Below are 25,806 nucleotides of genomic sequence, written 5' to 3'. Positions count from 1 at the left end.
CGCCCGTCCTGTTTGATGCCGTTGAGACGTCTTCTGACCTTATTTCACGTTTTCCTCAAGTCGGCACCACCGGCAGGCGATTGGGCCTGCGGTGGGCAGATCCGGCGCTTAACCAGTCAGGCGATACACGTACGAGACCGGTTTCCTTTTCCCGGGGATCGACTATCCTCTGGATGTCCACGAGGCATCGCGATCAGCGGGCGGCCCGCGGCCGGGGGAGCCCATGAGCAGGAACGTGACTTCGCCCGTCTCGCAGCCATCGGTCCAAGCTCCCGGTCTTTTGTCTTTTCCAGCCGCCCCAGCGCTTTTCGCCTGCACGGCTGCGCTGCTTTTGGTCGGCTGCCAGAAGCAGGAAGCGGTGGACAAGAAACTGCAGATCATGGTGCGCACCGAAACGGTGGCGATGGCCGACTATGCGCCAAGGACCTCACTGACCGGGGTGATCGCGGCGCGTACGCTGAACAATCTGTCGTTCCGGGTCGGCGGTCGCGTCGCCGAACGGTTTGTCGATGTCGGCCAGCATGTCGATCAAGGCACGGTGCTCGCCCGGATCGATCCGCAGGAGCAGGAATCCGATTTGCGCTCGGCGCAGGCCGATCTCGACGCGGCGCAGGCGCAATTGACCCAGTCCGCCGCCGCCTTCGAACGGCAGAAGACGCTGCTCGCCCAGGGTTTTACCACCAGGCGCGATTATGACGCCGCGGACCAGGCCCTGAAGGTGGCACAAGGCAGCGTCGATGCCGCGCAGAGCGCTTTCTCCAACGCCCAGCAAAACCTGTCCTTCACCGAGCTCAAGGCCGGCGCCGCCGGCGTGATCACCGCCCGCCAAGTCGAAACCGGCCAAGTGGTGCAAGCCGCGCAAACCGTCTTCACCGTCGCCGAGGACGGTGACCGCGACGCCGTGTTCAACGTGCAGGAGACGCTGATCGCCAAGACACCGGCATCGCCTGCGGTGACGATCACGCTGTTGTCCGATCCGCAGGTCAGGGCGACGGGCAAGGTCCGCGAAATCTCGCCTGCGGTCGACCCGGCTTCGGGCTCGATCCGGGTCAAAATCGCCATTCCCGACACGCCCGCCGGCATGCCGCTTGGGGCAGCCGTCATCGGCACGGTAAGCGCCAAGCCGGCGAAGGCGATCCTGCTGCCTTGGCAGGCGCTGACGTCCAGCGGCGGCAAGCCGGCGGTCTGGATCGTCGATCCCTCGACCAAGGCAGTGACGATGGCGCCGGTCGAAGTGCTGGCGTTCAATTCGGGCACGGTCGTGATCGCCAAGGGGCTGGATGCGGGCCAGAGCGTCGTCACCGCTGGAGGACAGCTGCTCAGCCCTGGACAGACGATCGAGATATCGGGAGCGGGCCAATGAGCCGGACGCCACGCATCCTGCTCGGCGTGCTCATGCTCGGCGCGCTGGCATCCTGCTCCAAGTCGGAGGAAAAGCCGCCCGAGATCGTCCGACCGGTGCTGTCGATGGTGATCGAGCCGCGCACCACGCAAATCTTCGGTTTTGCCGGATCCGTCGAACCGCAGGTCAGCGCCGACCTGGCCTTCCGCCTGCTTGGCCGGGTCGTCTCGCGCGACGTCCAGGTCGGCGACATCGTCAGCAAGGGCACGACGATAGCGGCACTGGATCCGGCCGCACTGGAGTTGGGCCTCCAGGCGGCCAAGGCGGAACTGTCCAATGCCGAGGCGCAGCTCGCCAACGCCGCCGCCAGCGAAGAACGGCAGCGCCAGTTGCTCGCCTCGGCCAACGCCACGCAAGCTGTCTTCGATGCCGCGCAGCAGGCGCGCAAAGCCGCGGAGGCAGGTGTCGAGCGGGCCAAGGCTTCGCTTGCCAAATCGCAGGAACAGCTCGGCTATGCCAGGCTGTTCTCTGATTTCGACGGTGTCGTCACCGCGGTCGGCGCCGAAGTTGGCCAGACGGTCTCGCCCGGCCAGACCGTCGTCACCGTGGCGCGTTCGGACCTGCGCGAGGCGGTGGTCGACATTCCCGATCAATTGACCGGTGATCTTGAGGCCGGCACGCCCTTCCAGGTGATCCTGCAGTCGCTGCCTACGATCCAGACCGGGGCCAAGCTGCGCGAGATCGCACCGCAATCCGAGGGCTCGACCCGCACGCGGCGCGTCAAGCTGACGCTCACGGATCCGCCACAGGCCTTCCGGCTCGGCTCGACGGTGACGGCGACCCGCGTGACCAAGGTGGCACCGACGATCGAATTGCCCATGTCGGCGCTGTTCGAAAAGAACGGTTCCGCGAAAGTATGGATCGTCGACCCGCAGACATCCAGCGTGAACGCACACGACATAAAGGTCGCGTCGAAGAATGGCGGCACCTTCACGGTGGCCGAGGGGCTGGAGGCCGGCATGCGTGTTGTCACGGCGGGCGTCCACAGCCTGAGCGAAGGCCAGAAGGTGACAGTGCCCGAGGGAGTGGCCTCATGAAAGGCTTCAATCTCTCCGACTGGGCGCTCAACCACCGCTCCATGGTCTGGTATTTCATGCTTGTCTTCGTCGTGGCTGGCGTGTTCTCCTACCTCAATCTCGGCCGTGAAGAAGACCCCAATTTCACCATCAAGACGATGATCATCCAGGCCAACTGGCCGGGCGCCTCGGTCAGGGAAACCGTGCAGCAGGTGACCGACCGTATCGAGAAGAAACTCGAGGAACTCGACAGCCTCGACTACACCAAGTCCGTCACCACGGCCGGCCAGACCGTCATCTTCGTCAACCTGAAGGACACCACCAAAGCACGCAATGTCGTGCCGAACTGGATTCAGGTGCGCAACATGGTCAACGACATCGCGGCGCAGTTTCCGCAGGGGGTGCAGGGACCCTTCTTCAACGACCGCTTCGGCGACGTCTATGGGAACATCTACGCCTTCACATCGGACGGGCTGACGCCGCGCCAGTTGCGCGACTATGTCGAGGACGCCAGAACAAAAATCCTGACCGTGCCCAACGCCGGCAAGGTCGACCTCGTCGGCGCCCAGGACGAGGCGATCTATCTCGAATTCTCGACCCGCCAGATCGCCGCCCTCGGCCTCAACCAGCAAGCGATCGTGGCGAGCCTGCAGGCGCAGAACGCGATCACGCCGTCCGGCGTCATCCAGTCCGGGCCGGAGCGCATCAGCGTGCGGGTCGGCGGGCAGTTCACCTCCGAGGACAGCCTGCGCGCCATCAATCTGCGGGTCGATGACCGTTTCTTCCGCCTCAGCGACGTGGCGACGATCACGCGCGGCTATGTCGATCCGCCTACGGCGCTATTCCGCTTCAACGGCCAGGACGCGATCGGGCTCGCCATCGGCATGAAACCCAACGCCAACCTGCTCGAATTCGGCGAGGCGCTGCACAAGGAGATGGACAAGGTGCTGGCCGACCTGCCGGTCGGTGTCGGCGTGCATCTGGTGGCCGACCAGCCGGTCATCGTCGAGGAGGCCGTCTCGGGCTTTACGCGCGCGCTGTTCGAGGCGGTCGCCATCGTGCTCGCCGTGTCGTTCATCAGCCTCGGCATGCGCGCCGGCTTCGTCGTGGCGCTGTCGATCCCGCTGGTGCTGGCCATCACCTTCACGGTCATGGCCTATCTCGGCATTTCGCTGCAGCGTATTTCCCTGGGGGCGCTGATCATCTCGCTCGGGCTTCTGGTCGACGACGCGATGATCGCGGTCGAGATGATGGTGGCGCGGCTGGAGGTCGGCGACAATCTGCGCAAGGCGGCGACCTATGTCTACACATCGACCGCCTTTCCGATGCTGACCGGTACGCTGGTGACGGTCGCCGGCTTCATCCCGATCGGCCTCAACAACAGCGCCGCCGGCGAATATACCTTCACCCTGTTCGTGGTCATCGCCGTTTCGCTGCTGGTGTCATGGGTCGTGGCGGTGCTGTTTGCGCCACTGCTCGGCGTCACCATCCTGCCGGCGACGATGAAAACCAAGCATCACGACCAGCCTGGCCGCTTCACCTCGCTTTTCCGGCGCGTGCTTGTCGGCTCGGTGCGCCATCACTGGCTGACCATCATCGTCACAGTGCTTTTGTTTGCCGGCTCGATCGCCGGCTTCGGGCTGGTGCAGCAGCAGTTCTTTCCGCCATCGGACCGGCCGGAGCTGATCGTCGACTGGAACCTGCCGCAGAATGCCTCGATCGCCGATACGCGCGACCAGATGGAGCGGTTCGAGCAGCGGGCGCTGGTCGGCAATCCCGACATCGACCATTTTTCGTCCTATATCGGCCAGGGCGCGGTGCGTTTCGTGCTCGCCTATGACGTGCAGCCGGCCAACCCCTATTTCGGCCAGACCGTCATCGTCACCAAAAGCATCGCGGCCCGCAACCGGGTCAAGCCGGCGCTTGAAAAACTGCTGCGCGAGGAGTTCGTCGGCACCGACGCCTTCGTCAAGCCGCTCGAACTCGGACCGCCGGTCGGCCGCCCGGTGCAATATCGCGTCGGCGGTCCCGACATCCAGACGGTGCGCGAACTGGCGCAGCAATTCGCCGGTGTCATCTCCGCCAATCCAAAGCTAGCAGCGCCGACCTTCGACTGGAACGAGCCGCAGCGTGTGCTGAGGGTCGACGTGCTGCAGGACAAGGCACGCCAGCTCGGTATCACCTCCTCCGACATCGCCAGCGCGCTGAACAGTACGGTCGGCGGCGCCACTATCACGCAGGTGCGCGACGCCACCTATCTGATCAATGTCGTGGCGCGCTCGCGTGGGTCCGAACGCGGCTCGATCGAAACCTTGCAGAACATGCAGCTGCCGACCAGTACCGGCGAGGCGATCCCGCTCGCGGCCGTCGCCAACTTCCGCTACGATCTGGAGCAGCCAACGGTGTGGCGACGCGACCGCATCCCGACCATCACCGTGCGCGCCGGACTGGTCGGCGACGTGCTGCCGGCCACCGTCGTCAACGAGTTGAAGCCGTCGGTCGATGCCTTCACCGCCAAGCTGCCGCCGGGCTATTCGATCGCCACCGCCGGCTCGGTCGAGGAGAGCGCCAAAAGCCAGGGACCGATCGCCGCCGTCGTGCCGTTGATGCTGTTCGTCATGGCGACGATCCTGATGGTGCAGTTGCAGAGTTTTCAGCGTCTGTTCCTGGTGGTGGCCGTGGCGCCGCTCGGCCTGATCGGCGTGGTGGCGGCCCTGGTGCCGAGCGGAGCACCGCTCGGCTTCGTCGCCATCCTGGGCGTGCTGGCGCTGATCGGCATCCTGATCCGCAACTCGGTCATCCTGATCGTGCAGATCGAGGATCTCGTCCGGGAAGGCAAGGACCGCTGGGCCGCTGTCATCGAAGCGACGGAACACAGGATGCGCCCGATCGCGCTGACGGCGGCCGCCGCCAGCCTGGCGCTGATCCCGATCGCACGCGAAGTGTTCTGGGGGCCGATGGCCTATGCCATGATGGGCGGCATCATTGCCGGCACGGCGATTACGCTGCTGTTCCTGCCGGCGCTTTATGTGACGTGGTTCAGGATCAAGGAGCCGAAGCAGGAGCAAGACAACACAGCTCCTGCCGATGATGCTACCATCCCGGAAGGCGGCACGGCCTGAGGGCAGGTTGCGAGCAGCGCCGCGTTCCTTCGCGCCCCCCTCTGTCCTGCCGGACATCTCCCCCACAAGGGGGGAGATCGGAGGCTTCAGCGCCGCGCTCGACCTGCAACGGTGGAGATTGGCGAAGGCCGCGATGACTGCCAATCTCCCCACCCGTGGGGGAGATGGCCGGCAGGCCAGAGGGAGGCGCCACAGAACTCGACGTAGAGATTCAGCTACGCCCTCACAAACCCATCGCTGGCCCGCAACAGATTGCGCGTATAATCCTTGGTTACGCGGCGTTCGACAAGGTCTGCCGCCGCCAGATTCTCCACCGCCTCGCCGCTTTGCATCACCATCAGCCGCTCGCACATATGGGTGATGATGGCGAGGTCGTGGCTGACCATCAGGAAGGTCAGCTTGCGCCGCCTGCGTACCTCTTCCAACAGGTTGAGCACTTCCGCCTGCACCGAGGCATCGAGCGCCGAGGTCGGCTCGTCGAGCAGCAGGATCGACGGTTCGAGAATGAGTGCACGCGCAATCGCCACGCGCTGGCGCTGGCCGCCGGAGAGCTGGTGCGAATAGCGGAACCGAAAACCGTTGCCGAGGCCGACCTCGTCGAGCGCCCGCTGGATACGCTTTTCGCCGTCGGCAAAGCCATGGATGGCAAGCGGCTCCTGCAGCAGGCGGTCGACGGTCTGGCGCGGGTGCAGCGAGCCGTACGGATCCTGGAAGACCATCTGCACTTCGCGGTAGAAGGCCTTGTCGCGGCGTGGCCCGAGCGTCTTGCCGTTGACGGCGATGCCGCCCGAAGCGACCGGTGCAAGGCCGGCGATGGCCCGCAGCAGCGTCGATTTGCCGGAGCCGGATTCGCCGACCAGGCCAAAGGATTCGCCCGGCTGCACGTCGAGGCTGACGCCCTTCAGTGCGCGAAAACGGTCGAAGATCACTTCCAGCCTGTCGACGGCAATCGCGGAAGTCATGCCGCCCACTCCGGCTTGCGGTCGAGCACCGGCAGCGGGTGGCGGTCGGCACCGATCTTGGGCATGCAATTGAGCAAGCCGCGCGTGTAGGGATGCTGGGCATGGCCGAGTTCGGACGCCTTGAGCTGCTCTACCACCTTGCCGGCATACATGACGATGACGCGGTCGCAGAAGGACGAGACCAGGCGCAGATCGTGCGAGATGAAGATCAGCCCCATGCCGCGCTCACTGACCAGCCGGTCGAGAATGCCGAGCACATCAAGCTGCACGGTGACGTCGAGCGCCGAGGTCGGCTCGTCGGCGATCATCATTTCCGGACCGGCGATCAGCATCATGGCGATCATGGCGCGCTGGCCCATGCCGCCCGAAACTTCATGCGGATGCAGGTTGAAGACGCGAGAGGGATCACGGATCTGCACCGCCTCCAGCATGGCCAATGCGCGGTCGCGTGCCTCGGCCTTGCCGACCTTTTCATGGGTGCGCAGCGTCTCGACGATCTGGCGGCCGATGCTCATGACAGGGTCGAGCGAATATTTCGGGTCCTGCAGGATCATGGCGATGCGTTTGCCGCGCAGCTTCCGACGTTCGCGCGCCGAGACGCTGAGCAGGTCGATGCCGTCGAAGGCGAGCTTGTTGGCCGATATCCGCGCCTGCGGCGGCGTCAGCCCCATAATGGCGCGGCCGGTCTGCGATTTGCCGGAGCCGGATTCGCCGACGATGCCGAGCCGTTCGCGACCGAGCGAAAAGGAGACGCCGCGCACCGCCTCGATCAGCCCGGTGCGGGTCGGGAAGGTGACGCGCAGGTCGTCGACGTCGAGAAGCGCGCTCATTGGTCACCACTACGGGGATCGAGCGCGTCGCGTAGCCCATCGCCAAGCAGATTGAAACCGAGGCTGACGATGAGGATGGCGAAGCCCGGCGCACCGGCCACCCACCACTGGTCGAGCACGAAGCGGCGGCCGGACGCGATCATCGTGCCCCATTCGGGCAGCGGCGGTTGCGCGCCGAGGCCGAGGAAACCGAGCCCGGCGGCGGTCAGGATGATGCCGGCCATGTCGAGCGTCACCCTGACGATCAGGGACGAAATGCAAAGCGGCATGATATGGCGCAGCACGATGCGGAAGGGCGAGGCGCCCATCAGCTGCACCGCCTTGATGTAGTCGGAATTGCGCACCGTCAGCGTCTCTGCCCGCGCGATGCGGGCGTAGGGCGGCCATGAGGTGATGGCGATGGCCAGCACCGCATTCTCGATGCCGGGGCCAAGTGCTGCGACAAAGGCCAGCGCCAGGATCAGCTTGGGAAAGGCGAGGAAGATGTCCGTGATGCGCATCAGGATGGCATCGGTCCAGCCGCCGGCATAGCCGGCCACCGTGCCGACCAGAAGGCCGATCGGTGCCGCGATGATGGCGACCAGGATGACCACATAAAGGGTCCAGCGCGAGCCGTAGAGGATGCGCGACAGGATATCGCGGCCGAGATCATCGGTGCCGAACCAGTGCTCGGCGCTCGGCGCCAGCAGGCGCGCGTTCTTCAGGTCGCCGAACGTCGGAGAATAAGGTGCCAGCACGCCGGCAAGGGCGGCAACGACCAGCAGGGCAACGATGATGAGCAGGCCGAGAAAGGCCAGACGGTTGGCGGAAAAGCGCCGCCACGCCACATAGGCGCGACCGAGCCTTGCCTGCATACGCGAGGCCGGCCGCTCGCTGAGCAGCCAGTCGCGACGGGAGAGAGGGCGGGCGTCGGAGGCGGTCATGACGATGCCTCTTGGTACTGTCGACCCCCACTCCGGCCCGCTTCGCAGACCACCTCTCCCCCGCTCGACGGGGGAGATGAAAGGCGCCAGGCGTGCGACCGGCTTTTCCTCTCCCCCGGGCAGGGGGAGAGGTGGCCCGAAGGGCCGGAGTGGGGGTGATTGGCCGCAGCAATTCCAGGAAAAGTGTGAAACGGTTTTCCGTCCGGAATTGCGTAAAAACAATGAGTTAGAGCGGGTCGCCGTTTCCGTGAAACGGTGAACTGCTCTAGGCCCGAAAGTGGAATACCTCTGCTCATTGAACCTTCGTCCTCGGATCGAGCACCCGATACAGCAGGTCGGAGAGGAGATTGATGGCGATGAACACCGAGCCGATGACGATGGTGCCGCCGAGCACCGCATTCATGTCGGCGTTCTGCAGCGAATTGGTGATGTAAAGGCCGATGCCCGGCCACGAAAACACTGTTTCGGTGAGCACCGAGCCTTCGAGCAGCCCGGCATAGGAGAGCGCGATCACCGTCACCATCGGCACCGCCGCATTGCGCAGCGCGTGGCCCCAGATGATGCGGGTTTCCGACAGGCCCTTGGCGCGTGCCGCGACGATGTATTCCTGCGACAGTTCGTTGAGCATGAACGAGCGCGTCATGCGGCTGATATAGGCGAGCGAGAAGTAGCCGAGCAGCGATGCCGGCAGGATGATGTGGCGGAAGGCGTCGTAAAACACGTCCCACTGCCCCTGCATCGCGGAGTCGAGGAGATAGAAGCCGGTGATCGGCGTAAAAGTGTATTCGTAGACGACGTCGAGCCGCGCCGGGAAGGCAACCCATTGCAGCTTGGCATAGAACAGCACCAGCGCCAGCAGGCCGAGCCAGAAGATCGGCACGGAATAGCCGATCAGGCCGATGATGCGCACGATCTGGTCGATGAGACTGCCGCGCTTGACCGCCGCCAGCACGCCGAGCGGCACGCCGAACAGCGCCCCGATAAGCGTTCCCAGCGTCGCCAGTTCGGTGGTGGCCGGCAGCGCCCGGCGAATGTCGGTCATGACCGGATTGGTGGTCAGCACGGAGATGCCGAAATTACCGTTCAGGGCATTTTTCACATAGATGTAGAACTGCTCGATCAACGGCAGGTCGAGGCCCATCTCCCGGCGCGTGCGCTCGACGACATTGGCCGGCGCCCGGTCGCCGAGCACCGCCAGCACCGGGTCGATCGGAATGACGCGGCCGATGAAGAAGGTGACCGCGAGCAGACCAAGATAGGTCGTGATCGCAATGACCAGGAAACGGCCAAGCGATGACGCAATAGCGACGGCGCGGGCGCTGCCACGCCCCGCCGCCACTTCCTTTTCAACCGTGCTCATGCGGCGTGTCCGCGAGCACTATTCCTTGGACACCGGCCCGACGAAATTGCTGTCGAAGCTCGGGCCGAGCGCAAAGCCCTTGAGGTTCTTGCGCAGGCCGGCGACTTCCAGCTGCTGGTGGATGACGACGAAGGGGCTGGTGTCGAGAATTTTCTTCTGCAGATCCTTGTACATGTCAGCGCGTTTACCGGCGTCCTTCTCGAGCAGTGCTGCTTCCGTTTCCTTGGTCAGGTCCGGAATGTCCCAGGCGTTGCGCCAGGCGAGCGTCTTGGACTTGCCCGCATCCGAATTGTCCGGGTTCGAGGCAAAGGTCTGGGCGTTGGAATTCGGGTCGAAATAGTCCTGGCCCCACTGGCCGATATAGATGTCGTGGTTGCGGGCGCGATATTTGGTCAGCGTCTGCTTGCCGTCGCCCGGGATGATCTCGAGCTTGATGCCGGCCTGGCCAAGCGTCTGCTGGATCGATTCCGCCATGCCGGTCGTCGGCTGGCCGGTGCGTACGTCCATGGTTACGCTGAAGCCGTCGGGCAGACCGGCCTTGGCCAGCAACTCCTTGGCCTTGGCGACATCGAGCTTGAACGGATTCTCATCCAATTCGCCGAGCACGCCCTTGGGCAGGAAGGTCTGGTGGATTTCGCCGATGCCCTTGAGGATCGTCGAGCTCAGCGCATCGTAGTCTACCAGGTATTTGAACGCTTGGCGTACCTCCGGCTTGGCAAGGTTGGCATTCTTCTGGTTGAGGCTGATGTAATAGACCGTGCCCTTCGGCGCGCTGGTCGAGGTCAGATCAGCATTCTTGGCGATGGCGTCGAGATCGTTCGGCTCGAGATTGCGGGCAACGTCGATGTCGCCGGCTTCGAGCGCCAGGCGCTGGCCCGAGCTTTCCTTCATGTTGCGGTAGATGACGCGGGCAAGTTTGGCCTTCTCGCCGTAATAATTGTCGTTGCGCTCGAGAACGACTGCCTCATTGGCACGCCATTCGCGCAGCTTGAAGACGCCGGAGCCGGCATAGCCGGTCTTCAGCCAGGCATTGCCGAAATCATTGTCCCATTTGTAGTCGGCGCTCGGCGTGACCGCCGCGACATGTTCCTTGACCAGCTTGGCGTCGACCACCGAAGCGACCGTTGCCGACAGGCAGTTCAGGACGAAGCTCGGGGCATAAGCCTTGTCGACGGTGAACTGGAAGGTGGTCTCGTCGACCGCCTTGGCCTTCTCGGCGACGTTGTCGCCGCTGATGCCGAATTGGCCGATGATGAAGGCCGGGCTCTTGTCGAGCTTGACGGCGCGTTCGAACGACCAGGCGACGTCGGCCGCGGTGATCGGGTTGCCGGAAGCGAATTTCAGGCCGGGCTTGAGTTTGAACGTGTAGGTCAGGCCGTCGTCGGAGACGGTCCAGCTTTCGGCGAGGTCGCCCTTGACCTTGGAGGTGTCGCTGAGGTCGAGACGGACAAGCAGATCATAGGTGTTGCCGGTGACCTCGGCGGTCGACAGCTCGAACGCCTCGCCCGGATCCATGGAGATGATGTCGTCGATCGCGAAACCTTCGACCAGCGTGTCGGCGGGCGTGACCGCACCGGCGGGCGCGCCGGCCAGAAGCAGCGCGGACATGGCTGCACCCGCCAGCAGGAAGCGAGAGCGTAGAGCAAACTTTTCCATCATCATCGTGATTGTTCCCTGTTTTGTTGTTTGTTGACCTGAGTTCCCGGCTCAGGGTTGTGGAATTCTTTTCGGGCCTTGAGACGGCCCCACTGACCTCTTACCGTTGCGGTTTTTGTCCAGTTGGTCAACACCATATCCGGCGGCCTCGTGGCGGGCAACGAGCATTTATACGACGGCTCAATGGGCCAGAAAGGCCGGTGGATGTCGACGCATAAGCCAGCCAATAGAGGCTGCCGATCGGGGAAAATCTGGCGAATGTCGCGGCTACTTCAGCGCCGCGACCAAGCCGGCGTCAGGGAAGCAGGTGGCGGCGCGCCCGTTCTTGGCTTGCCAAGCGCCTATCGAACGGCGGGTCTTGAAGCCGGGCAGGCCATCGGCGCTGCCGACATCATAGCCCTGGGCTTCCAGCGCGCGTTGCAGAGCGGCGATGTCCGAACGGTGGAGCCCGCCAACCGCGCCCCAGCTGCCGGCGAAATTGCCATCGCCATGGGCGATGCGGTCGGCGCCGTGGCCGATGAACAGCGCGTAGAGGTCGCTGGTGTTGTATTGCTTCAGCACGTAGAAATTGGGTGTGGCGATAAAGGCCGGGCCGCTGCGCCCTGCCGGCATCAACAGAAAACCCTCGGCCTTCAGCTCACTTGCTGGAAACGGTTTGCCGCCGACGCGCTTGATGCCCATATCAGCCCATTGCGAGATTTTCTTGCCCTGGTCCGGGCCTTCCAGCGAACAGGAAACGCTTTCCGGCACCGTCACCTCGAAACCCCAGCCACGGCCCTTTACCCAACCGTAATGGACGAGATAATTGGCGATCGAGGCCAGCACGTCCGGCGTCGAGTTCCAGATGTCGGCGCGGCCGTCGCCGTCGAAATCGACGGCATGTTTCAGGAACGAGGTCGGCATGAATTGCGGCTGGCCGAGCGCTCCGGCCCAGGACGATTTCATCGCCCCGACCGGAGCCAGCCCGCGCTCGACGATCTCGAGTGCAGCAAGCAACTCGGTGCGGAAGAAGTCCTTCCTGGTCGACATGAACGCCTTGGTGCCCAGCACCTCGAAGGCGTCGTAGGGTATTTTTGCCGCGCCGAATCCGGTCTCGCGGCCCCAGATCGCCAGCAGCACTTCGCCCGGCACGCCGTAGCGCTTTTCGATTGATGCAAGTGTCCTGGCATTGGTGGCTTCGCGCGCCCGCCCGCCCGCCGTCACCGCGCGAACGGTCTTCTCGGCGAAATAGGCGCCGGGTGAGCCGAATTCGGCCTGGTGCTGCTTCCGCGGCGTGGTCGCCTTATCGCCCGGCTTGACCAGGTCGGGCAGCTTCAGATTGGGCTTGATGCCGTCAAAGGCCGCATCGAAGGTGGTTTTGGAAATGCCTTTCGCCCTTGCTTGCGGCCAAAGGTCGTTCTGCAGCCAGGCGCGGAACTGGTCGTCGATCTTTGCGGCGGAGGCGGGAGCGGAAATGAAGAGACTGGCCAGCGCGGCCAGAAGAAATGCAGAGATGACATTGCGAAGGTTGTGTTCTGCGGCAGTCATCTCAGCAAGCATCCCCGCCAACTTTGTCAAAACGCCGTCCGCGAGCGCAGCGCCGCGGCCAGCGTGCCCTCGTCGAGATAGTCGAGTTCGCCGCCGACCGGCACGCCATGCGCGAGCCGTGTCACCTTGATGTCGAAGCCGGAGAGCTGATCGGTGAGGTAATGCGCGGTCGTCTGGCCCTCCACCGTCGCATTGACGGCGAGGATGATCTCCTTGACCTCGCCACCGGCGACGCGGTCGACCAGCGACCGCATGTTGAGCTGGTCGGGGCCGATGCCGTCGAGCGGCGACAGCGTGCCGCCGAGTACGTGGTAGCGCACATTCATCGCCGCCGCGCGCTCCAGCGCCCACAGGTCGGAGACGTCCTCTACGACGATGATGGTGCCGGCGTCACGGCGCGGGTCGGTGCAGATCATGCAAGGGTCCGATGTGTCGACATTGCCGCAGGTCGAGCAGATGCGCACCTTGTCGGCCGCTTCGGCCATGGCGGCGGCCAGCGGCGACAAGAGCTGCTCCTTCTTCTTGATCAGATGAAGGGCCGCACGCCTGGCCGACCGGGGACCCAGCCCCGGCACCTTGGCCAGGAGCTGGATCAGACGTTCGATCTCGGGACCGGCGATTCGCTTCGACATCGCTCTGATCTAGGATTTTTCAGAGCGCTTTGGAACATCCGCATACGCATGACCGCCATATTGGCCTTGGCGGACCAAAATGGGCGGGGCCTATGGGGACCATGGAGAGCAGATCAGTTGGTTTCGAGCGGCCGGCCCTGGCTGACGATCATCGCGCCGACAGCGTCGGTGTTCTCAGGCGTCGACTGGAATCCCATAGACGCCTCTTGCGGCGCTTCCTCGACCGAGGAGATGACCCTTGTCCTTGTGTTCAAGGTTCCGCCAAAACGGGCGGCATCCGGTTCCTCCATCGGCTCCTGCATCGCCACCACCGTCGGCTCCGCCGAGACACGCGCGGATTTCGCGGTCGGCGCGGCGGCCGCGGTCATATAGGTCTGCTGGGCAGGGACGGACCGGACGGTCGCCGGCTTGGCCGGACGCACCGGCTCGGCGGACGCGACCATCGTCACCGGCTCCGCTGGCTTGTGCGGCGCCGCCGAGGCAATGGCGACCTGCGGCTCGTCCGGCAGCGGCTGCCAGTTGCGGCCGCGCTTCTCGTAGAAGGCATTGCCGCCGGCAACCATGGTGTAGTGCATGTTCTTGTAGGGGAAGCGTAAGCCGGCGGTGTGGAAGAACATGGTGTTCTTGAGCTTGGCCTTGCGCTCACCCTTGAGCACCGCCTCGGCAGCCTCTTCGACATCGGGCATTGCGCGTGAATTCATCGGCCTTGTCATGACGCCGGGGGCGAACTGCCCGCGCTCGCCCACCACCTGGCAGATGGTGCTGCCGTGCTTGCCGGAGCGCAGCCGGTTCATCACCACAGTGCCGACCGCGATCATGCCATCGCGGCTCGAGCGGTTGGATTCAAAGAACATCGCCCGTTCCAGGCATTCCTTGTCCTTCGGCGTGTGGCTGTAGGCCCGTGAGCTGAGGAAACCCGGCGTGATGGCGTCGGTCAGGCTGGCGACGGACATGCCGTGTGACGTGGTCTGGCTGCAGGCAGCCAAAAACAGGGGTGAAATGACGGCGCAGAGCAACAGCGGCGTCTTCCATCGCGTGGCAATCAACAGGTAACCCTCTCACTTCCATGCCCGCCCCCAGGCTGCGGCAAGAATGAGACACTTTCGGGCAAAATGATGGCCAAAACGTTATTGATGAGTCTCTGTTACCAAATTGGTACAGTTGCATGGCCTAAAAGTGAATTAGTGCCCCACTGTGATGGCCGCCGGCTGGCCGGGCTCAAGCTCCTCGACCTTCTCCGAAAACAGGCCGCGCCGGAGGAACAGCGTCCGCGCCTCCCTGGCCGTCGGCGCTATCTTTCCCGGCCAGTCGCTGTCAATGAAGTCAGCCTTGGTGAAGTCCGGATTTGTCTCGCTTGCCGCCTCCAGAAATTCGGCGATCTCCAGCACGATCGCGCGCTCGTCCTTTGAAAGCGCCGATGTGCCGGCTTCGATCGACGGGCGATGGACGAAATCCTCGAACAGGTAGAAATAACCCTTGATGCCCACGAGATCGACGCCGTCGTCACAATCGGCCAGGATTTCCAGGATCTCGTAGATCCTGTTGCGGATACGCTGCTCGATCAGTCTTTCGGAGGGCTCTTCGGTCATGGCGATCATGGGCGCGCGCGCCGAATGCTAGAAGGGCAGTTTCATTCCCGGCGGGATCGGCAGACCTGCGGTCAGCGCCTTGGTCTTTTCCTGCATGATCTGCTCGACCTTGGTTTTGGCGTCGTTGTGGGCGGCCAGCACCAGGTCTTCCAGGATCTCGACATCGTCTTCCTTGAACAGAGACGGATCGATCTTCAGCGACTTCATCTCGAATTTTCCGGTCAGCGTCACATTGACCAGGCCGCCGCCGGCCTGGCCGGACGCTTCCAGCGTGGCGATCTCGTCCTGCATAGCCTGGAACTTGGCCTGCATTTCCTTCGCCTTGCCCATCAGGCCGAGAAGATCTTTCATGGTCGGGTCCTTTGCGGATTCGTGACTGGATCAGGTTTCATCGTCGTCAGCCGGCGGCTCTACCGGCACTTCAGCCTCTGTCGTTTCGGCTTCCGGCGCGTCTGGAATGCGCACGTCGATGATCTTGGCACCGGGAAAGCGCGCCAGGATGGCGGCCACGGTGGGATCGCTCTTGGCATCGAGAAATGCCGTCTCGCGCTTGGCCGATTCCATTTCGGCGAGCGTCTGGCCGCCCTCTTCCTTCGACAGGGAGACCAGCCAGCTGCGGCCGGTCCAGGCGCGAAGCTTCGTCGTCAGGTCGTTGAGCAGCATCTTGGGCGCATCGCTGGTCAGGCCGACGTCGATGCGGCCGGGCTCGATACGCACAAACCGGATGCAGCTCTTGACCAGCACCTTGAAGGCGATGTCGCGCTGCGCATCGGCGAGCGCAATGATGTCGGCCAGCGATTTCAGCGGCGCCGATTCCATGGCCGGCTCCGGCGGAGCGACGTAGGCAACGGCAGCAGGCGAGGCTTCTACCAGCCGCATGCTCTGTGCCCCGCCGGATCCGGATGGCATGCGCGTCTGCGCCACCGCGCCGGCACCACCGCCATTGCCGGAACTTGCCGACGTCCCATTCGGGCGCGGCGCGCCATTCTGCATAGGCGCAGCGCTATCGAGCGATCTCAGCGCCTCGTCCAGCGTCGGCAGATCGGCGGCATGCGCCAGCCGGATCAGCACCATTTCGGCGGCACTCACCGGCCGGTTGGAAGACTGCACCTCGGGGATGCCCTTGAGCAGCATCTGCCATGTCCGTGATAGCACCCTGACCGACAGCGTCCTGGCGAAATCGGCGCCGCGCTGCCGCTCGTCCTCCGACAGCGAGGCATCCTCGATGGCCGTCGGCACGAAACGCAGCCGGGTGACGAGATGGTTGAATTCGGCAAGGTCGGTCAGCACGGCGGCTGGATCGGCGCCGGTGTCATACTGCGCACGGAATTCGCCAAGGGCTGCCGCCACATCGCCCTTCATCACATGTTCGAACAGGTCGACGATGCGGGCGCGGTCGGCAAGTCCCAGCATCGCCCGCACAGCCGCAGCACCGACAGTGCCGGCGCCATGGGCAATCGCCTGGTCGAGGATGGAGAGCGAATCACGGGCCGAGCCTTCGGCGGCGCGCGCGATCATCGCCAGCGCGTCGTCGTCGACAGAAATGCCTTCCTGGGCCGAGATCGAGGACAGATGCGCGACCAGAGCGCCGGCGTCGATGCGCCTCAGGTCGAAGCGTTGGCAGCGCGACAGAACGGTGATCGGAACCTTGCGGATTTCGGTGGTGGCGAAGATGAATTTGACGTGCGGCGGCGGCTCTTCCAGCGTCTTCAGCAGGCCGTTGAAGGCCTGCGTCGACAGCATGTGCACTTCGTCGATGATGTAGACCTTGTAGCGGGCCGAGACCGGCGCGTAGCGCACGCGCTCGATGATATCCCTGATGTCGTCGATGCCGGTATGCGAGGCGGCATCCATCTCGATGACGTCGACATGGCGGCCTTCCATGATCGCCTGGCAATGTTCGCCGAGGACGGCAAGGTCGACCGAAGGCTGGTCGATATCGGCGGTTTTATAATTCAGGGCCCGCGCGAGGATGCGCGCCGTCGTGGTCTTGCCGACGCCGCGCACGCCGGTCAGCATCCAGGCCTGGGCGATGCGGCCGGTGGCAAAGGCGTTGGTGAGGGTGCGCACCATCGGCTCCTGGCCGACCAACTCGGAAAAATTCGAAGGACGGTACTTGCGCGCCAGCACGCGATAGGCGGCGGCCTTGCCTATCTCCAGGCTTTTTGGTCCCGAATTTCCGGCTTCGCTCATACGCCCGTAAAGCTCCAAATGGCCGCGCCCGAAGGCGGCCGATTCCTGCGCATAGTCTCGCCCGCGCTGCAATGCGTCGTCAATGTCGCGAGAGGGGCCGATGAGGTGGGAGGCTGGAACAATGACCCGTTCCGGGCTCGTTAGGGCTGCTTCCTTCCGGACCTGACCCGGTTGGCGAGTGGATCGTCCACCACCAACCTCCCGCTTTCCATATCGGCAATTGCGCGACGAAATGCAAGTCCGCCGAAGAAATCGTTAAATGTCGAATCGGCGCACCAGACCGTGAGGGCGCAATGATTCACTTGCAGCCCCCTTGCCGCCGCTCTAGCCTTCATGTGTTGAGCAAACCAAGAAAAGCAAGGGAAACGCCGATGCTGCCGGGCCTGGAGGCCGGATTTACGCTGGACGCACGGCTGGAGGCGGACAGCGAGCAATTGATGTGGCTTGGGCTGTGCGAGCTGCGGGTGATGAACGACCGCCGCTGGCCATGGCTGCTGCTGGTGCCGCAGCGGCCCGGCGCGGAGGAAATCCATGACATGACGCCGCTCGACCAGGCGATGCTGACCTTCGAGACCAATATGGTGGCGCAGGCGCTGAAGAAGGCGACCGGCTGCACCAAGATCAACACCGGCGCGCTCGGCAACATCGTGCGCCAGCTGCACATCCATGTCATCGCGCGTTCGGAAGGTGATCCCAGCTGGCCAGGCCCTGTGTGGGGACACGGCCTGCGAGAGCCCTATCAACGTTCCGACTTGCGACGGTTTGCCGAAACGATCAAGGCGGCGCTATAAGCGTTCCCCGTGTCCATCCCTCAACATAGCCCAGAGTCCCCATGAGCTTCCGCCTGTTTGACGCGCCTTTGCGCGAGCCGAGCCAGTTCGTCGGCTTCGCCGGCAACACGATCGACCGGCAGTCCGAGAACCGCGCCGACGATTCGGTCGACAAGGCGCTGGCCGACCCGGCGACGCGGCTGCTTCTGATGCATGGCGGCCGTCTCTATCTGAAGCTCGGCGATAGCGGCGCTCTCGATCCCTGGTTCGGTGCGACCGAGAGCGAGCCCTTCAAGGTTTCCCTGGCACAAGGCATCCTGCTCGGCTTTTCCGAACGAGGACCGGTGCTGGCCGTGCCCGCCGGCGTCGAACCCGAACAGCTTCCGGAAACAGTCAAGGCCATCGACTACCGCTCGGTCTACATGCAAGGGCTAATCGACGAGGCGGCGGCTGGCGCGATGGCCCAAGGGGCTGCCCTGCTTGCCTGGCATGCCAGCCATCGCTTCTGCAGCAAATGCGGTACAGAATCGCAGGTGCGGGCCGGCGGCTACAAGCGGCATTGCCCGAATTGCGGCACAGAGCATTTTCCGCGCACCGACCCGGTGGCGATCATGCTGACGGCAACGCGGGAGAAGTGCCTGCTCGGGCGCGGCCGGCATTTCGCGCCGGGCATGTACTCGGCCCTTGCCGGCTTCATCGAGCCGGGCGAGACGATCGAGGCGGCGGTGCGCCGCGAGACGCTGGAAGAGGCCGGCATCCGGCTTGGCCGCGTCGTCTACCACGCCAGCCAGCCCTGGCCGTTTCCCTATTCGCTGATGATCGGCTGCTTCGGCGAGCCGCTCAACGACGACATCCAGGCCGACCTCAACGAGCTTGAGGACTGCCGCTGGTTTTTTCGCGACGAGGTGCGCCTGATGCTGGAAAGGACGCACAAGGACAATCTGGTCACGCCGCCGAAAGGCGCCATCGCGCATCACCTGATCCGCGCCTGGGTCGATTCAGAATGATGGCAGCGAACACTGGAAGACATTGCAGGAGCAGGACATGATCCGTCACACCGTCGTTTTCACGCTGAAGCATCCGCCGCATTCGCTGGAGGAAAAGCGGTTCCTGGTCGACGCCAAGAAAATCCTCACCGCGATCAGAGGCGTCACGCATTTCGAGCAATTGCGGCAGATCAGCCCCAAGACCGACTATCGTTTCGGCTTCTCGATGGAGTTCGCCGACCAGGCCGCCTACAACAGGTACAACGACCATCCCGACCATGTCGCCTTCGTGCGCGACCGCTGGGTGCCCGAGGTCGAGACCTTCATGGAGATCGACTATGTGCCGCTGGGCGCGGTGATTTAGGGCATGGTCCCGAAAAGTGGAAACCGGTTTTCTAGGACAAACGGTTCGTTTGTCCGGAGATCATGCCCAGCTGCGATCAGTCCGCAACCTTCCACTGCTCACGCGACTCACTGGCCGGATAGACGCCGAGAATCCGCACTTCGCGGGAGAAGAAACGAAGCTCGTCCAGCGCCAGCTTGACCAGCGGGTCGTCGGGATGGCCCTCGATGTCGGCGTAGAACAGCGTCGCCGTGAAAGCGCCCAGTTGGTAGCTCTCCAGCTTGGTCATGTTGATGCCGTTGGTGGCGAAGCCGCCCATCGCCTTGTAGAGTGCCGCCGGCACGTTGCGGACGCGGAAGATGAAGGTCGTCATCATCTTGACGTCAGGCGACGGGCGCTCGGCCCATTGCTTGTTCTTGGTCAGGACGACAAAGCGGGTGACGTTAGAGTCGGTGTCCTCGACGTTTTGCTCGATGATATCGAGCCCGTAGAGCGTCGCTGCCAGCGCGGGCGACAGCGCCGCCATGGTGCGGTCCTTGACCTCGGAGACCATCTTGGCGGCGCCGGCCGTGTCGCCGGCGACGATCGCCTTCCAGCCGTTCTTGCGGATGTATTTGCGGCACTGGCCAAGCGCGTGGATATGGCTGTGCACCGTCTTGATCTCGTCGCGCCTGACGCCCGGCAGCACCATCAGCTGGAAATGGATCGGCAGGAAATATTCGCCGATGATGTGCAGCTTCGATTCCGGCAAGAGATGATGGATATCGGCGACGCGCCCGGCAATGGTGTTCTCGATCGGGATCATGGCGAGGTCGGCCTTGTTGGTCTCGACCGCGTTGAAGGCATCCTCGAATGTCGGGCAGGGCAACGGCTCCATCGAAGGGAACATGTTGCGGCTGGCGGTGTCGGAATTGGCGCCCGGCTCGCCTTGGAAGGATATTCTGTTGGTCTTTTCAGGCATGCCGATATCTCAGGTTGAAAGGATCTGTCTGGCGCGTTCGAGGTCTTCCGGCGTGTCGACGCCGAGCGGCAGCGACTGGACGATCTCGGCGTCGATGCGCATGCCGGCTTCCAGCGCCCGCAACTGTTCCAGCCGCTCGCGCCGTTCGAGCGGCGACGGCTTCAGCGCGACGAAACGCTCAAGTGCTTCGCGGCGATAGGCGTAGAGGCCGACGTGATGGTAGAGCGGCCCCTCGCCCCAAGGCGCCGTTGCGCGGGTGAAATAGAGCGCCCTCAGCCTGGTGCCGGAAAGCGGCGAGCCGACGATCTTGACGACATTGGGATTGGTCTTTTCCTCGTCACGGACGATCTCGACGCCGAGCGTGGCGATGTCCACCGCACTGTCCTCGAAAGGCCTGAGCGACGCGGCGATGATCTGGGGATCGATCGTCGGCAGGTCGCCTTGTACATTGACGATGGTTTCGACCTTGCGCCCGGGGTCGAGCGCGATCAGCGCCTCGTGGATCCGGTCGGAGCCGGATTCGTGATCCATGCGCGTCATCACGGCCTCGAAACCGTGCGCGCGCACCGCCTGCGCCACGCTTTGCTTGTCGGTCGCCACCACCACCCGTCCAAGGCCGGCTTCGGCGGCACGGCGGGCGACATGGACGATCATCGGGGCGCCTGCGATGTCGGCCAGAGGCTTGCCCGGCAGGCGGGTCGAAGCCATGCGGGCCGGGATCAGGATCAGCGTGGACATTTCGGGTGCAAGGCGTCTCGAAAGAGGACAGGGAAAGTGGCAAAAGGTCTCACTGGAAGCGCCCTTATAGGTGTTGCAACGCCGCAGCAAAAGACCTAGTTTCCGCCCGATTTGACCGCCCTGGCAGGACGGGTCACGATACCGACGGACGGAGTGGACGGTTCTGTCCGCCGGAAAAGGGAGCAAGGGGCGTATGGATTCCAACGAAGTCAACAAACTGCTCGCCGGATTGCTCGGAACCGTTTTCGTCGTCTTCTCGGTCGGCATTGTGTCGGACGCGCTGTTTGCCTCGCCGGCGCCGGAAAAGCCCGGTTTCGCCATCGAGGCCGCCGAGCCCGCCGAAGGCGGTCCGGCCGCGCCTGCCGCCGCAGCCAAGCCGATCGCCGAACTGCTGGCGACCGCCAATGTCGAGCAAGGTGCTGCCGTCTTCAAGAAGTGCCAAGCCTGCCATTCCGGCGAAAAGGGCGGCCCCAACAAGGTCGGCCCCGACCTGTGGGACCTCATCGACCGCCCCGTTGCCGAGCATGAAGGCTTTGCCTATTCGGCCGGCATGAAGGAATTCTCCAAGGGCGGCGCCGAGAAGTGGACGTACGACAACCTCAACCACTTCATCACCTCGCCGAAGAAACTCGTGAAGGGCACCGCGATGGGCTTCGCCGGCCTGCCCAAGGACGAGGATCGCGCCAACGTCATCGCCTATCTGCGCACGCTGTCCGACAATCCCAAGCCGCTGCCGGCGCCGGGTGCCGCCGCCGATGCAGGCGCGCCCGCCGATGCAGCCGCTCCGGCAAAGCCGGCTGAGGGTGCCGCGCCGGCCGCTCCCGCCGCCCCGGCTCCGGCCGCACCGGCACCGGCGCCTGCCCAATAGCCAGATATCATCTCGACGACCTTGAAAAAGCCGGGTTCAGCCCGGCTTTTTTGTTGGGAAAACCGCATAGGCGGCGACAAAGCCGCGCACGGCGGTTTTCACGAGCGCCAAATCATCTAGATTGCCATGAACGGGCATTGCGAAGAGGATAGTGCATGACGGTTGGCCGAACGCTTCTCAAGTCGTTGCTGGCGGCAGCCCTTCTGGCGGCGGGCTTGCAGGCTGCCCGCGCCGACGAATGGCGCACCACCTCATCGCTGATCGGCGAATCCAAATACGGCGCCAATTTCCAGCACTACGACTACGTCAATCCGAACGCGCCCAAGGGCGGCACGCTGAATTCGGTGGTGCCAGGCACATTCGACAGCTTCAATCCCTACATCGTCCAGGGATCACCGGCCGCCGGCCTCGTCGGGTTCGGCGGCGGCCTGCTCTACGACACGCTGATGGAGCAGGCGACCGATGAAGGCAGCACCAGCCATCCACTGATCGCCGATGCCTACAAATATCCTGATGATTATTCCTCCGCGACCTACCGGCTCGATCCGCGCGCCAAATGGCATGACGGCCAGCCGATCACCGTCGATGACGTGATCTGGTCATTTCATGTGCTCAAGGCCAACAGCCCGCAATACAGCCGCTATTTTGAAAATGTCACCGATGCGGTGGCGATTTCGGATCGCGAGGTGGAGTTCCATTTCAACCAGAAGGGCAATCGCGAACTGCCCAAGATCATCGGCGACCTTGCAGTGCTGCCGAAACATTGGTGGGAAGGCACCGATGCCAACGGCAAGAAGCGAGACGTAACCAAGCCGACGCTGGAAATTCCGCTCGGTTCAGCCGCCTACAAGATCGCCAGCTTCAAGCCGGGTTCGGAAATCATCTGGCAGCGTGTGCCGGACTATTGGGCGGCCAAGCTGCCGGTGAAGATCGGCCGTGAGAACTTCGACACCCGACGCTACACCTATATCCTGGACGACAACGCTGCCTGGCTCGCCTTCACCAAGGGTGGGCTGGAAGACATCAACCGCGAATACAGTTCGCGCAAATGGGCGACGGCTTACAATTTCCCGGCATTCCAAGCCGGCGATGTCATCAAGAAGGATTTCCAGACCCAGGCGCCGGAACCGATGCAGGGCTTCGTCCTCAACCAGCGGCGGCCGCTGTTCCAGGACCGGCTGGTGCGTGAAGCGCTGACCATTCCGTTCGATTTCGAGAGCATGAACCGCACACTGTTCTTCGGCTTCAACACCCGCACGTCGAGCTATTTCCAAGGTACCGAACTGGCCTCGAGCGGGTTGCCGCAGGGCAAGGAACTGGAGATCCTGGAAAAATATCGCGATAAGCTGCCGCCCGAACTTTTCACCCAGGAATTCAAGCTGCCGGTCTATGACTCGCCGCAGGCGGAACGGAAGTACCTGAAACAGGCGGTCGATCTCTTCGCCAAGGCGGGCTGGGTGATCAAGGGCGGCAAGATGGTCAATGCCAAGACCGGCGCGCCGTTCAAGTTCGAAATTCTCGGCTGGAACGACACCGACCAAGTGATCGCTAGCCCCTACATCGCCAATCTGCGCAAGATCGGCGTCGACGCCACTTTGCGCATCATCGACCAGACGCAGTACATCAACCGCGTCAACAATTTCGATTTCGATGTCGTCACCGGGATGCTGCAGCAGTCGGATTCGCCGGGCAACGAGCAGCGCGACTTCTGGAGCTCTAAAGCTGCCGACTCGCCCGGCTCGCGCAATCTGATGGGCATCAAGGACCCGACAGTCGACGCGCTGGTCGATCGCATTATCTTCGCGACCGATCGCGACGATCTCGTCGCCGCCACCCATGCGCTCGACCGCATCCTGCTGTGGAACTTCTACGTGGTTCCCCAATATTACCGGTCGGCGGTGTGGCTGGCCTATTGGGACAAGTTCAAATTCCCCGACAAGCAGCCTGCCTATGCCGGAGCCGACATCGATTCCTGGTGGATCGACCCGGACAAGGAGAAGGCGCTGGCGGCCAAGTACAAGGGTGGCAATTGATGGCGGCCCTTCCCCGCCGCGACTTCCTGGCCCTGGGCAGTGCCGCGGCAGCCGCCGCCTTGCTGCCCGGCAAGGCCTTCGCCGACACTGCGACCGGCACCAAGCTGCACGGCCTGTCGGCCTTCGGCGACCTCAAATACAAACCCGATTTCGCGCATTTCGACTACGTCAATCCTGACGCCCCAAAGGGCGGCCAGATGAATTTCGCGCCGCCGAACTCGACCCTCAATCAGAGCTTCCTGACCTTCAACACCCTGAATTTCCTGGTGTTGAAGGGAGAGGCTCCGCCGCGCGCCGAACTATGTTTCGATTCCCTGATGACAAGCGCGCTCGATGAGCCGGATGCGGCCTACGGCCTGCTCGCCGAAACCGTTACCCTGTCGCCAGACCGCAACGGTTTCCGCTTCGCCCTGCGACCGCAAGCGCGTTTCCACGACGGCTCGCCGCTGACCGCGGACGACGTTGTCTTCGCGCTGAAGCTTTATAAGGACAAGGGCCATCCGAACCTTTCCCAGGCGTTGCGGTACATGACCGACGCGGTTGCGGTCGATCCCGCCACCGTAAACCTCACTTTCAACGGCGAACAGTCAGCGCAAAACATCCTGGCGATCGTGGGGATGCCGCTCGTCTCCAAGGCCTTTTATACGGCCAATGATTTCGATGCCTCGACCATGACACCGCCGCTTGGCTCGGGTCCCTACAAGATTGGACGCGTGGCGGCCGGACAGACTGTCGAATATGACCGCGTGGCCGACTATTGGGGCCGCGATCTCCCAGTGAACCGCGGCCTCTACAATTTCGACCGCATCCGCATCGACTTCTATCTTGACCGGCAGGCGGCGTTCGAAGCCTTCAAGAAAGGCGACACGCATTTCCGCGAGGAATTCACCTCGCGGGTATGGGCGACCGGATATGACTTTCCGGCGCTGAAGGACGGCAAGGTCGTCAAACGGGAATTTCCCGGCGAGAAGACGCCGGACATGCAGAGCGTCGCACTGAACCAGCGTCGTCCGCAATTCCGCGATGAGCGGGTGCGGCGGGCGATCGCCAGGTGCTTCGATTTCGAATGGATGAAGCGGGCGCTGTTTTACGGCTCCTACGAGCGTTCTCAATCGAACTTCGAACGGTCGGATTACAAGGCCGAAGGCCTGCCCTCGCCTGAGGAATTGGCCCTGCTGGAGCCGTTCCGGGCCGAATTGCCGCCAGAGGTTTTTGGTGAAGCGGTGACGCAGCCCCTTTCCGACGGTTCGGGCCATGACCGCAAGCTGCTGGGCGAGGCTTCGAGATTGCTTGCGCAGGCCGGCTGGAAGCGCGATGGCAGTTTCGTCGTCAACGACAAGGGTGAGCGGCTGCGGGTCGAAATGCTGGCGGAGGACGACGGCATCGTTCGCATCTACACCCCTTGGTCCGAGAATATGAAGGCGATCGGGATCGACGCATCGATCCGGCAAATCGATTCGGCGCAGTATGAGCAGCGGCACAGCAATTACGACTTCGATCTTGCCTTGCTGCATTGGTCGATCGGGGCGACGCCGACCGACGACAGCCTGCAGATGCTCTATGATTCCCGGATGGCGAAAATCCCGGGGCAGCGCAACTATCCGGGCACGGAAAGCAAGGCCATCGACGCCCTGATCGCGGCAGCCGGCAAGGCGAAAGACCGTATAGAACTCGTCACGGCGCTCAGAGCGCTCGACCGGGTCTTGCGCGCGCGGCTGGACTGGATTCCAACATACTATCTGGCGAATCACCGCGTCGCCTATTGGGACATGTTCGGCTTTGTCGAACAGAAGCCCGATTTCGGCTTTCCGGTCGAGACGCTGTGGTGGTTCGATAAGGGCAAGGCGGCAAAAATTGGCAAAGGCTGAGATGTTCGCTCAAGCGGGGCAGAAGGC

Annotated in this window: 22 protein-coding genes and 1 other RNA gene; 9 read left to right on the top strand and 14 right to left on the bottom strand. The window is 63.4% G+C overall.

The annotated features are described in order from the left end of the window. Positions 1-223: 223 nt before the first annotated feature. From EOB80_RS00285 to EOB80_RS00275, 3 genes are read left to right on the top strand one after another with little or no spacing between them, the layout of a single operon-like run. Positions 224-1,363 carry an efflux RND transporter periplasmic adaptor subunit gene (locus EOB80_RS00285; RefSeq protein WP_127326264.1) on the top strand — a complete coding sequence of 380 codons (1,140 nt, stop codon included), beginning with the start codon at positions 224-226 and terminating at the stop codon, positions 1,361-1,363. Further along, the gene (locus EOB80_RS00280; protein WP_127326263.1) at positions 1,360-2,439 is read left to right on the top strand and encodes an efflux RND transporter periplasmic adaptor subunit; all 1,080 of its coding nucleotides are present in this window, start codon (positions 1,360-1,362) and stop codon (positions 2,437-2,439) included. The genes EOB80_RS00285 and EOB80_RS00280 overlap by 4 nt, the downstream gene beginning before the upstream one ends. Next, positions 2,436-5,540 (top strand): efflux RND transporter permease subunit, encoded by a 3,105-nt coding sequence (locus EOB80_RS00275; RefSeq protein ID WP_127326262.1) that lies wholly within the window; start codon positions 2,436-2,438, stop codon positions 5,538-5,540. The genes EOB80_RS00280 and EOB80_RS00275 overlap by 4 nt, the downstream gene beginning before the upstream one ends. Before the next feature lie 215 nt (positions 5,541-5,755). Here EOB80_RS00275 and EOB80_RS00265 read toward each other — a convergent pair whose 3' ends face one another. The 12 genes from EOB80_RS00265 to ffs form a co-directional block, all read right to left on the bottom strand. Further along, on the bottom strand, positions 5,756-6,502 hold the full coding sequence (locus EOB80_RS00265; protein ID WP_127326261.1) for an ABC transporter ATP-binding protein: 747 nt from the start codon (positions 6,500-6,502) through the stop codon (positions 5,756-5,758). Next, positions 6,499-7,332: an ABC transporter ATP-binding protein gene (locus tag EOB80_RS00260; RefSeq protein WP_127326260.1), complete on the bottom strand. Its 834-nt coding sequence runs from the start codon at positions 7,330-7,332 to the stop codon at positions 6,499-6,501. Before EOB80_RS00260 ends, EOB80_RS00265 begins: the two co-directional genes overlap by 4 nt. Then, positions 7,329-8,255 (bottom strand): nickel transporter permease, encoded by a 927-nt coding sequence (nikC, locus tag EOB80_RS00255; protein ID WP_127326259.1) that lies wholly within the window; start codon positions 8,253-8,255, stop codon positions 7,329-7,331. Before nikC ends, EOB80_RS00260 begins: the two co-directional genes overlap by 4 nt. A gap of 292 nt (positions 8,256-8,547) precedes the next feature. After that, positions 8,548-9,615 carry an ABC transporter permease gene (locus EOB80_RS00250; protein WP_127319783.1) on the bottom strand — a complete coding sequence of 356 codons (1,068 nt, stop codon included), beginning with the start codon at positions 9,613-9,615 and terminating at the stop codon, positions 8,548-8,550. 18 nt (positions 9,616-9,633) lie between these two features. Next, positions 9,634-11,277, bottom strand: coding sequence for an ABC transporter substrate-binding protein (locus EOB80_RS00245; protein ID WP_127326258.1), 1,644 nt, complete (start codon positions 11,275-11,277; stop codon positions 9,634-9,636). A gap of 261 nt (positions 11,278-11,538) precedes the next feature. Further along, the gene (locus tag EOB80_RS00240) at positions 11,539-12,798 is read right to left on the bottom strand and encodes a lytic murein transglycosylase (RefSeq protein WP_127326257.1); all 1,260 of its coding nucleotides are present in this window, start codon (positions 12,796-12,798) and stop codon (positions 11,539-11,541) included. Between the two features lie 26 nt (positions 12,799-12,824). Beyond that, entirely contained in the window at positions 12,825-13,430 is a 606-nt protein-coding gene (gene recR / locus EOB80_RS00235; RefSeq protein ID WP_027039603.1) for a recombination mediator RecR, read from the bottom strand. Positions 13,431-13,543: 113 nt separating this feature from the next. Continuing rightward, entirely contained in the window at positions 13,544-14,476 is a 933-nt protein-coding gene (locus EOB80_RS00230) for a cell wall hydrolase (RefSeq protein WP_127326256.1), read from the bottom strand. Between the two features lie 135 nt (positions 14,477-14,611). Beyond that, positions 14,612-15,019: a hypothetical protein gene (locus EOB80_RS00225; RefSeq protein WP_127319797.1), complete on the bottom strand. Its 408-nt coding sequence runs from the start codon at positions 15,017-15,019 to the stop codon at positions 14,612-14,614. Positions 15,020-15,046: 27 nt separating this feature from the next. Continuing rightward, positions 15,047-15,370, bottom strand: coding sequence for a YbaB/EbfC family nucleoid-associated protein (locus EOB80_RS00220; RefSeq protein WP_013527931.1), 324 nt, complete (start codon positions 15,368-15,370; stop codon positions 15,047-15,049). Between the two features lie 30 nt (positions 15,371-15,400). Then, complete coding sequence (locus EOB80_RS00215; RefSeq protein WP_127326255.1) at positions 15,401-17,212, bottom strand: DNA polymerase III subunit gamma/tau; 1,812 nt, start codon at positions 17,210-17,212, stop codon at positions 15,401-15,403. A gap of 105 nt (positions 17,213-17,317) precedes the next feature. Next, positions 17,318-17,414: signal recognition particle sRNA small type (ffs, locus tag EOB80_RS00210), an RNA gene on the bottom strand. A 169-nt stretch (positions 17,415-17,583) separates the two neighbouring features. Between ffs and EOB80_RS00205 the strand changes: the two genes are divergently transcribed. Genes EOB80_RS00205 through EOB80_RS00195 form a run of 3 tightly spaced genes read left to right on the top strand, consistent with a single transcriptional unit; the run spans position 17,584 to position 19,332 of the window. Further along, a complete protein-coding gene (locus tag EOB80_RS00205) occupies positions 17,584-18,003 on the top strand; it encodes an HIT family protein (protein ID WP_127326254.1) in 420 nt (139 codons plus the stop codon). A 41-nt stretch (positions 18,004-18,044) separates the two neighbouring features. After that, the gene (gene nudC / locus EOB80_RS00200; protein ID WP_127326253.1) at positions 18,045-18,989 is read left to right on the top strand and encodes an NAD(+) diphosphatase; all 945 of its coding nucleotides are present in this window, start codon (positions 18,045-18,047) and stop codon (positions 18,987-18,989) included. A 37-nt stretch (positions 18,990-19,026) separates the two neighbouring features. Next, positions 19,027-19,332 carry a Dabb family protein gene (locus EOB80_RS00195; RefSeq protein ID WP_127326252.1) on the top strand — a complete coding sequence of 102 codons (306 nt, stop codon included), beginning with the start codon at positions 19,027-19,029 and terminating at the stop codon, positions 19,330-19,332. Positions 19,333-19,408: 76 nt separating this feature from the next. Here the strand turns inward: EOB80_RS00195 and EOB80_RS00190 are convergent, their stop codons facing one another. Both EOB80_RS00190 and EOB80_RS00185 read right to left on the bottom strand, forming a co-directional pair. After that, the gene (locus tag EOB80_RS00190) at positions 19,409-20,272 is read right to left on the bottom strand and encodes a prephenate dehydratase (RefSeq protein WP_127268466.1); all 864 of its coding nucleotides are present in this window, start codon (positions 20,270-20,272) and stop codon (positions 19,409-19,411) included. Between the two features lie 9 nt (positions 20,273-20,281). Further along, positions 20,282-21,010, bottom strand: a complete 729-nt coding sequence (locus EOB80_RS00185) for a 3-deoxy-manno-octulosonate cytidylyltransferase (RefSeq protein ID WP_127326251.1) — start codon at positions 21,008-21,010, stop codon at positions 20,282-20,284. A gap of 193 nt (positions 21,011-21,203) precedes the next feature. Between EOB80_RS00185 and EOB80_RS00180 the strand changes: the two genes are divergently transcribed. The 3 genes from EOB80_RS00180 to EOB80_RS00170 all read left to right on the top strand — a co-directional run bounded on the left by EOB80_RS00180 (position 21,204) and on the right by EOB80_RS00170 (position 25,779). Next, positions 21,204-21,878, top strand: coding sequence for a cytochrome c family protein (locus EOB80_RS00180; RefSeq protein WP_127326250.1), 675 nt, complete (start codon positions 21,204-21,206; stop codon positions 21,876-21,878). 155 nt (positions 21,879-22,033) lie between these two features. Next, entirely contained in the window at positions 22,034-23,911 is a 1,878-nt protein-coding gene (locus tag EOB80_RS00175; protein ID WP_127326249.1) for an extracellular solute-binding protein, read from the top strand. Beyond that, a complete protein-coding gene (locus EOB80_RS00170) occupies positions 23,911-25,779 on the top strand; it encodes an extracellular solute-binding protein (RefSeq protein ID WP_127326248.1) in 1,869 nt (622 codons plus the stop codon). Before EOB80_RS00175 ends, EOB80_RS00170 begins: the two co-directional genes overlap by 1 nt. Positions 25,780-25,806 lie beyond the last annotated feature (27 nt).

Origin of the sequence: Mesorhizobium sp. M7A.F.Ca.MR.245.00.0.0 (genome assembly GCF_003997415.1) — a bacterium.
In the GTDB taxonomy this organism is placed as follows: domain Bacteria; phylum Pseudomonadota; class Alphaproteobacteria; order Rhizobiales; family Rhizobiaceae; genus Mesorhizobium.
Note: the sequence above shows the minus strand (reverse complement) of the source record. Positions and strands in the feature narration are given on the sequence as shown.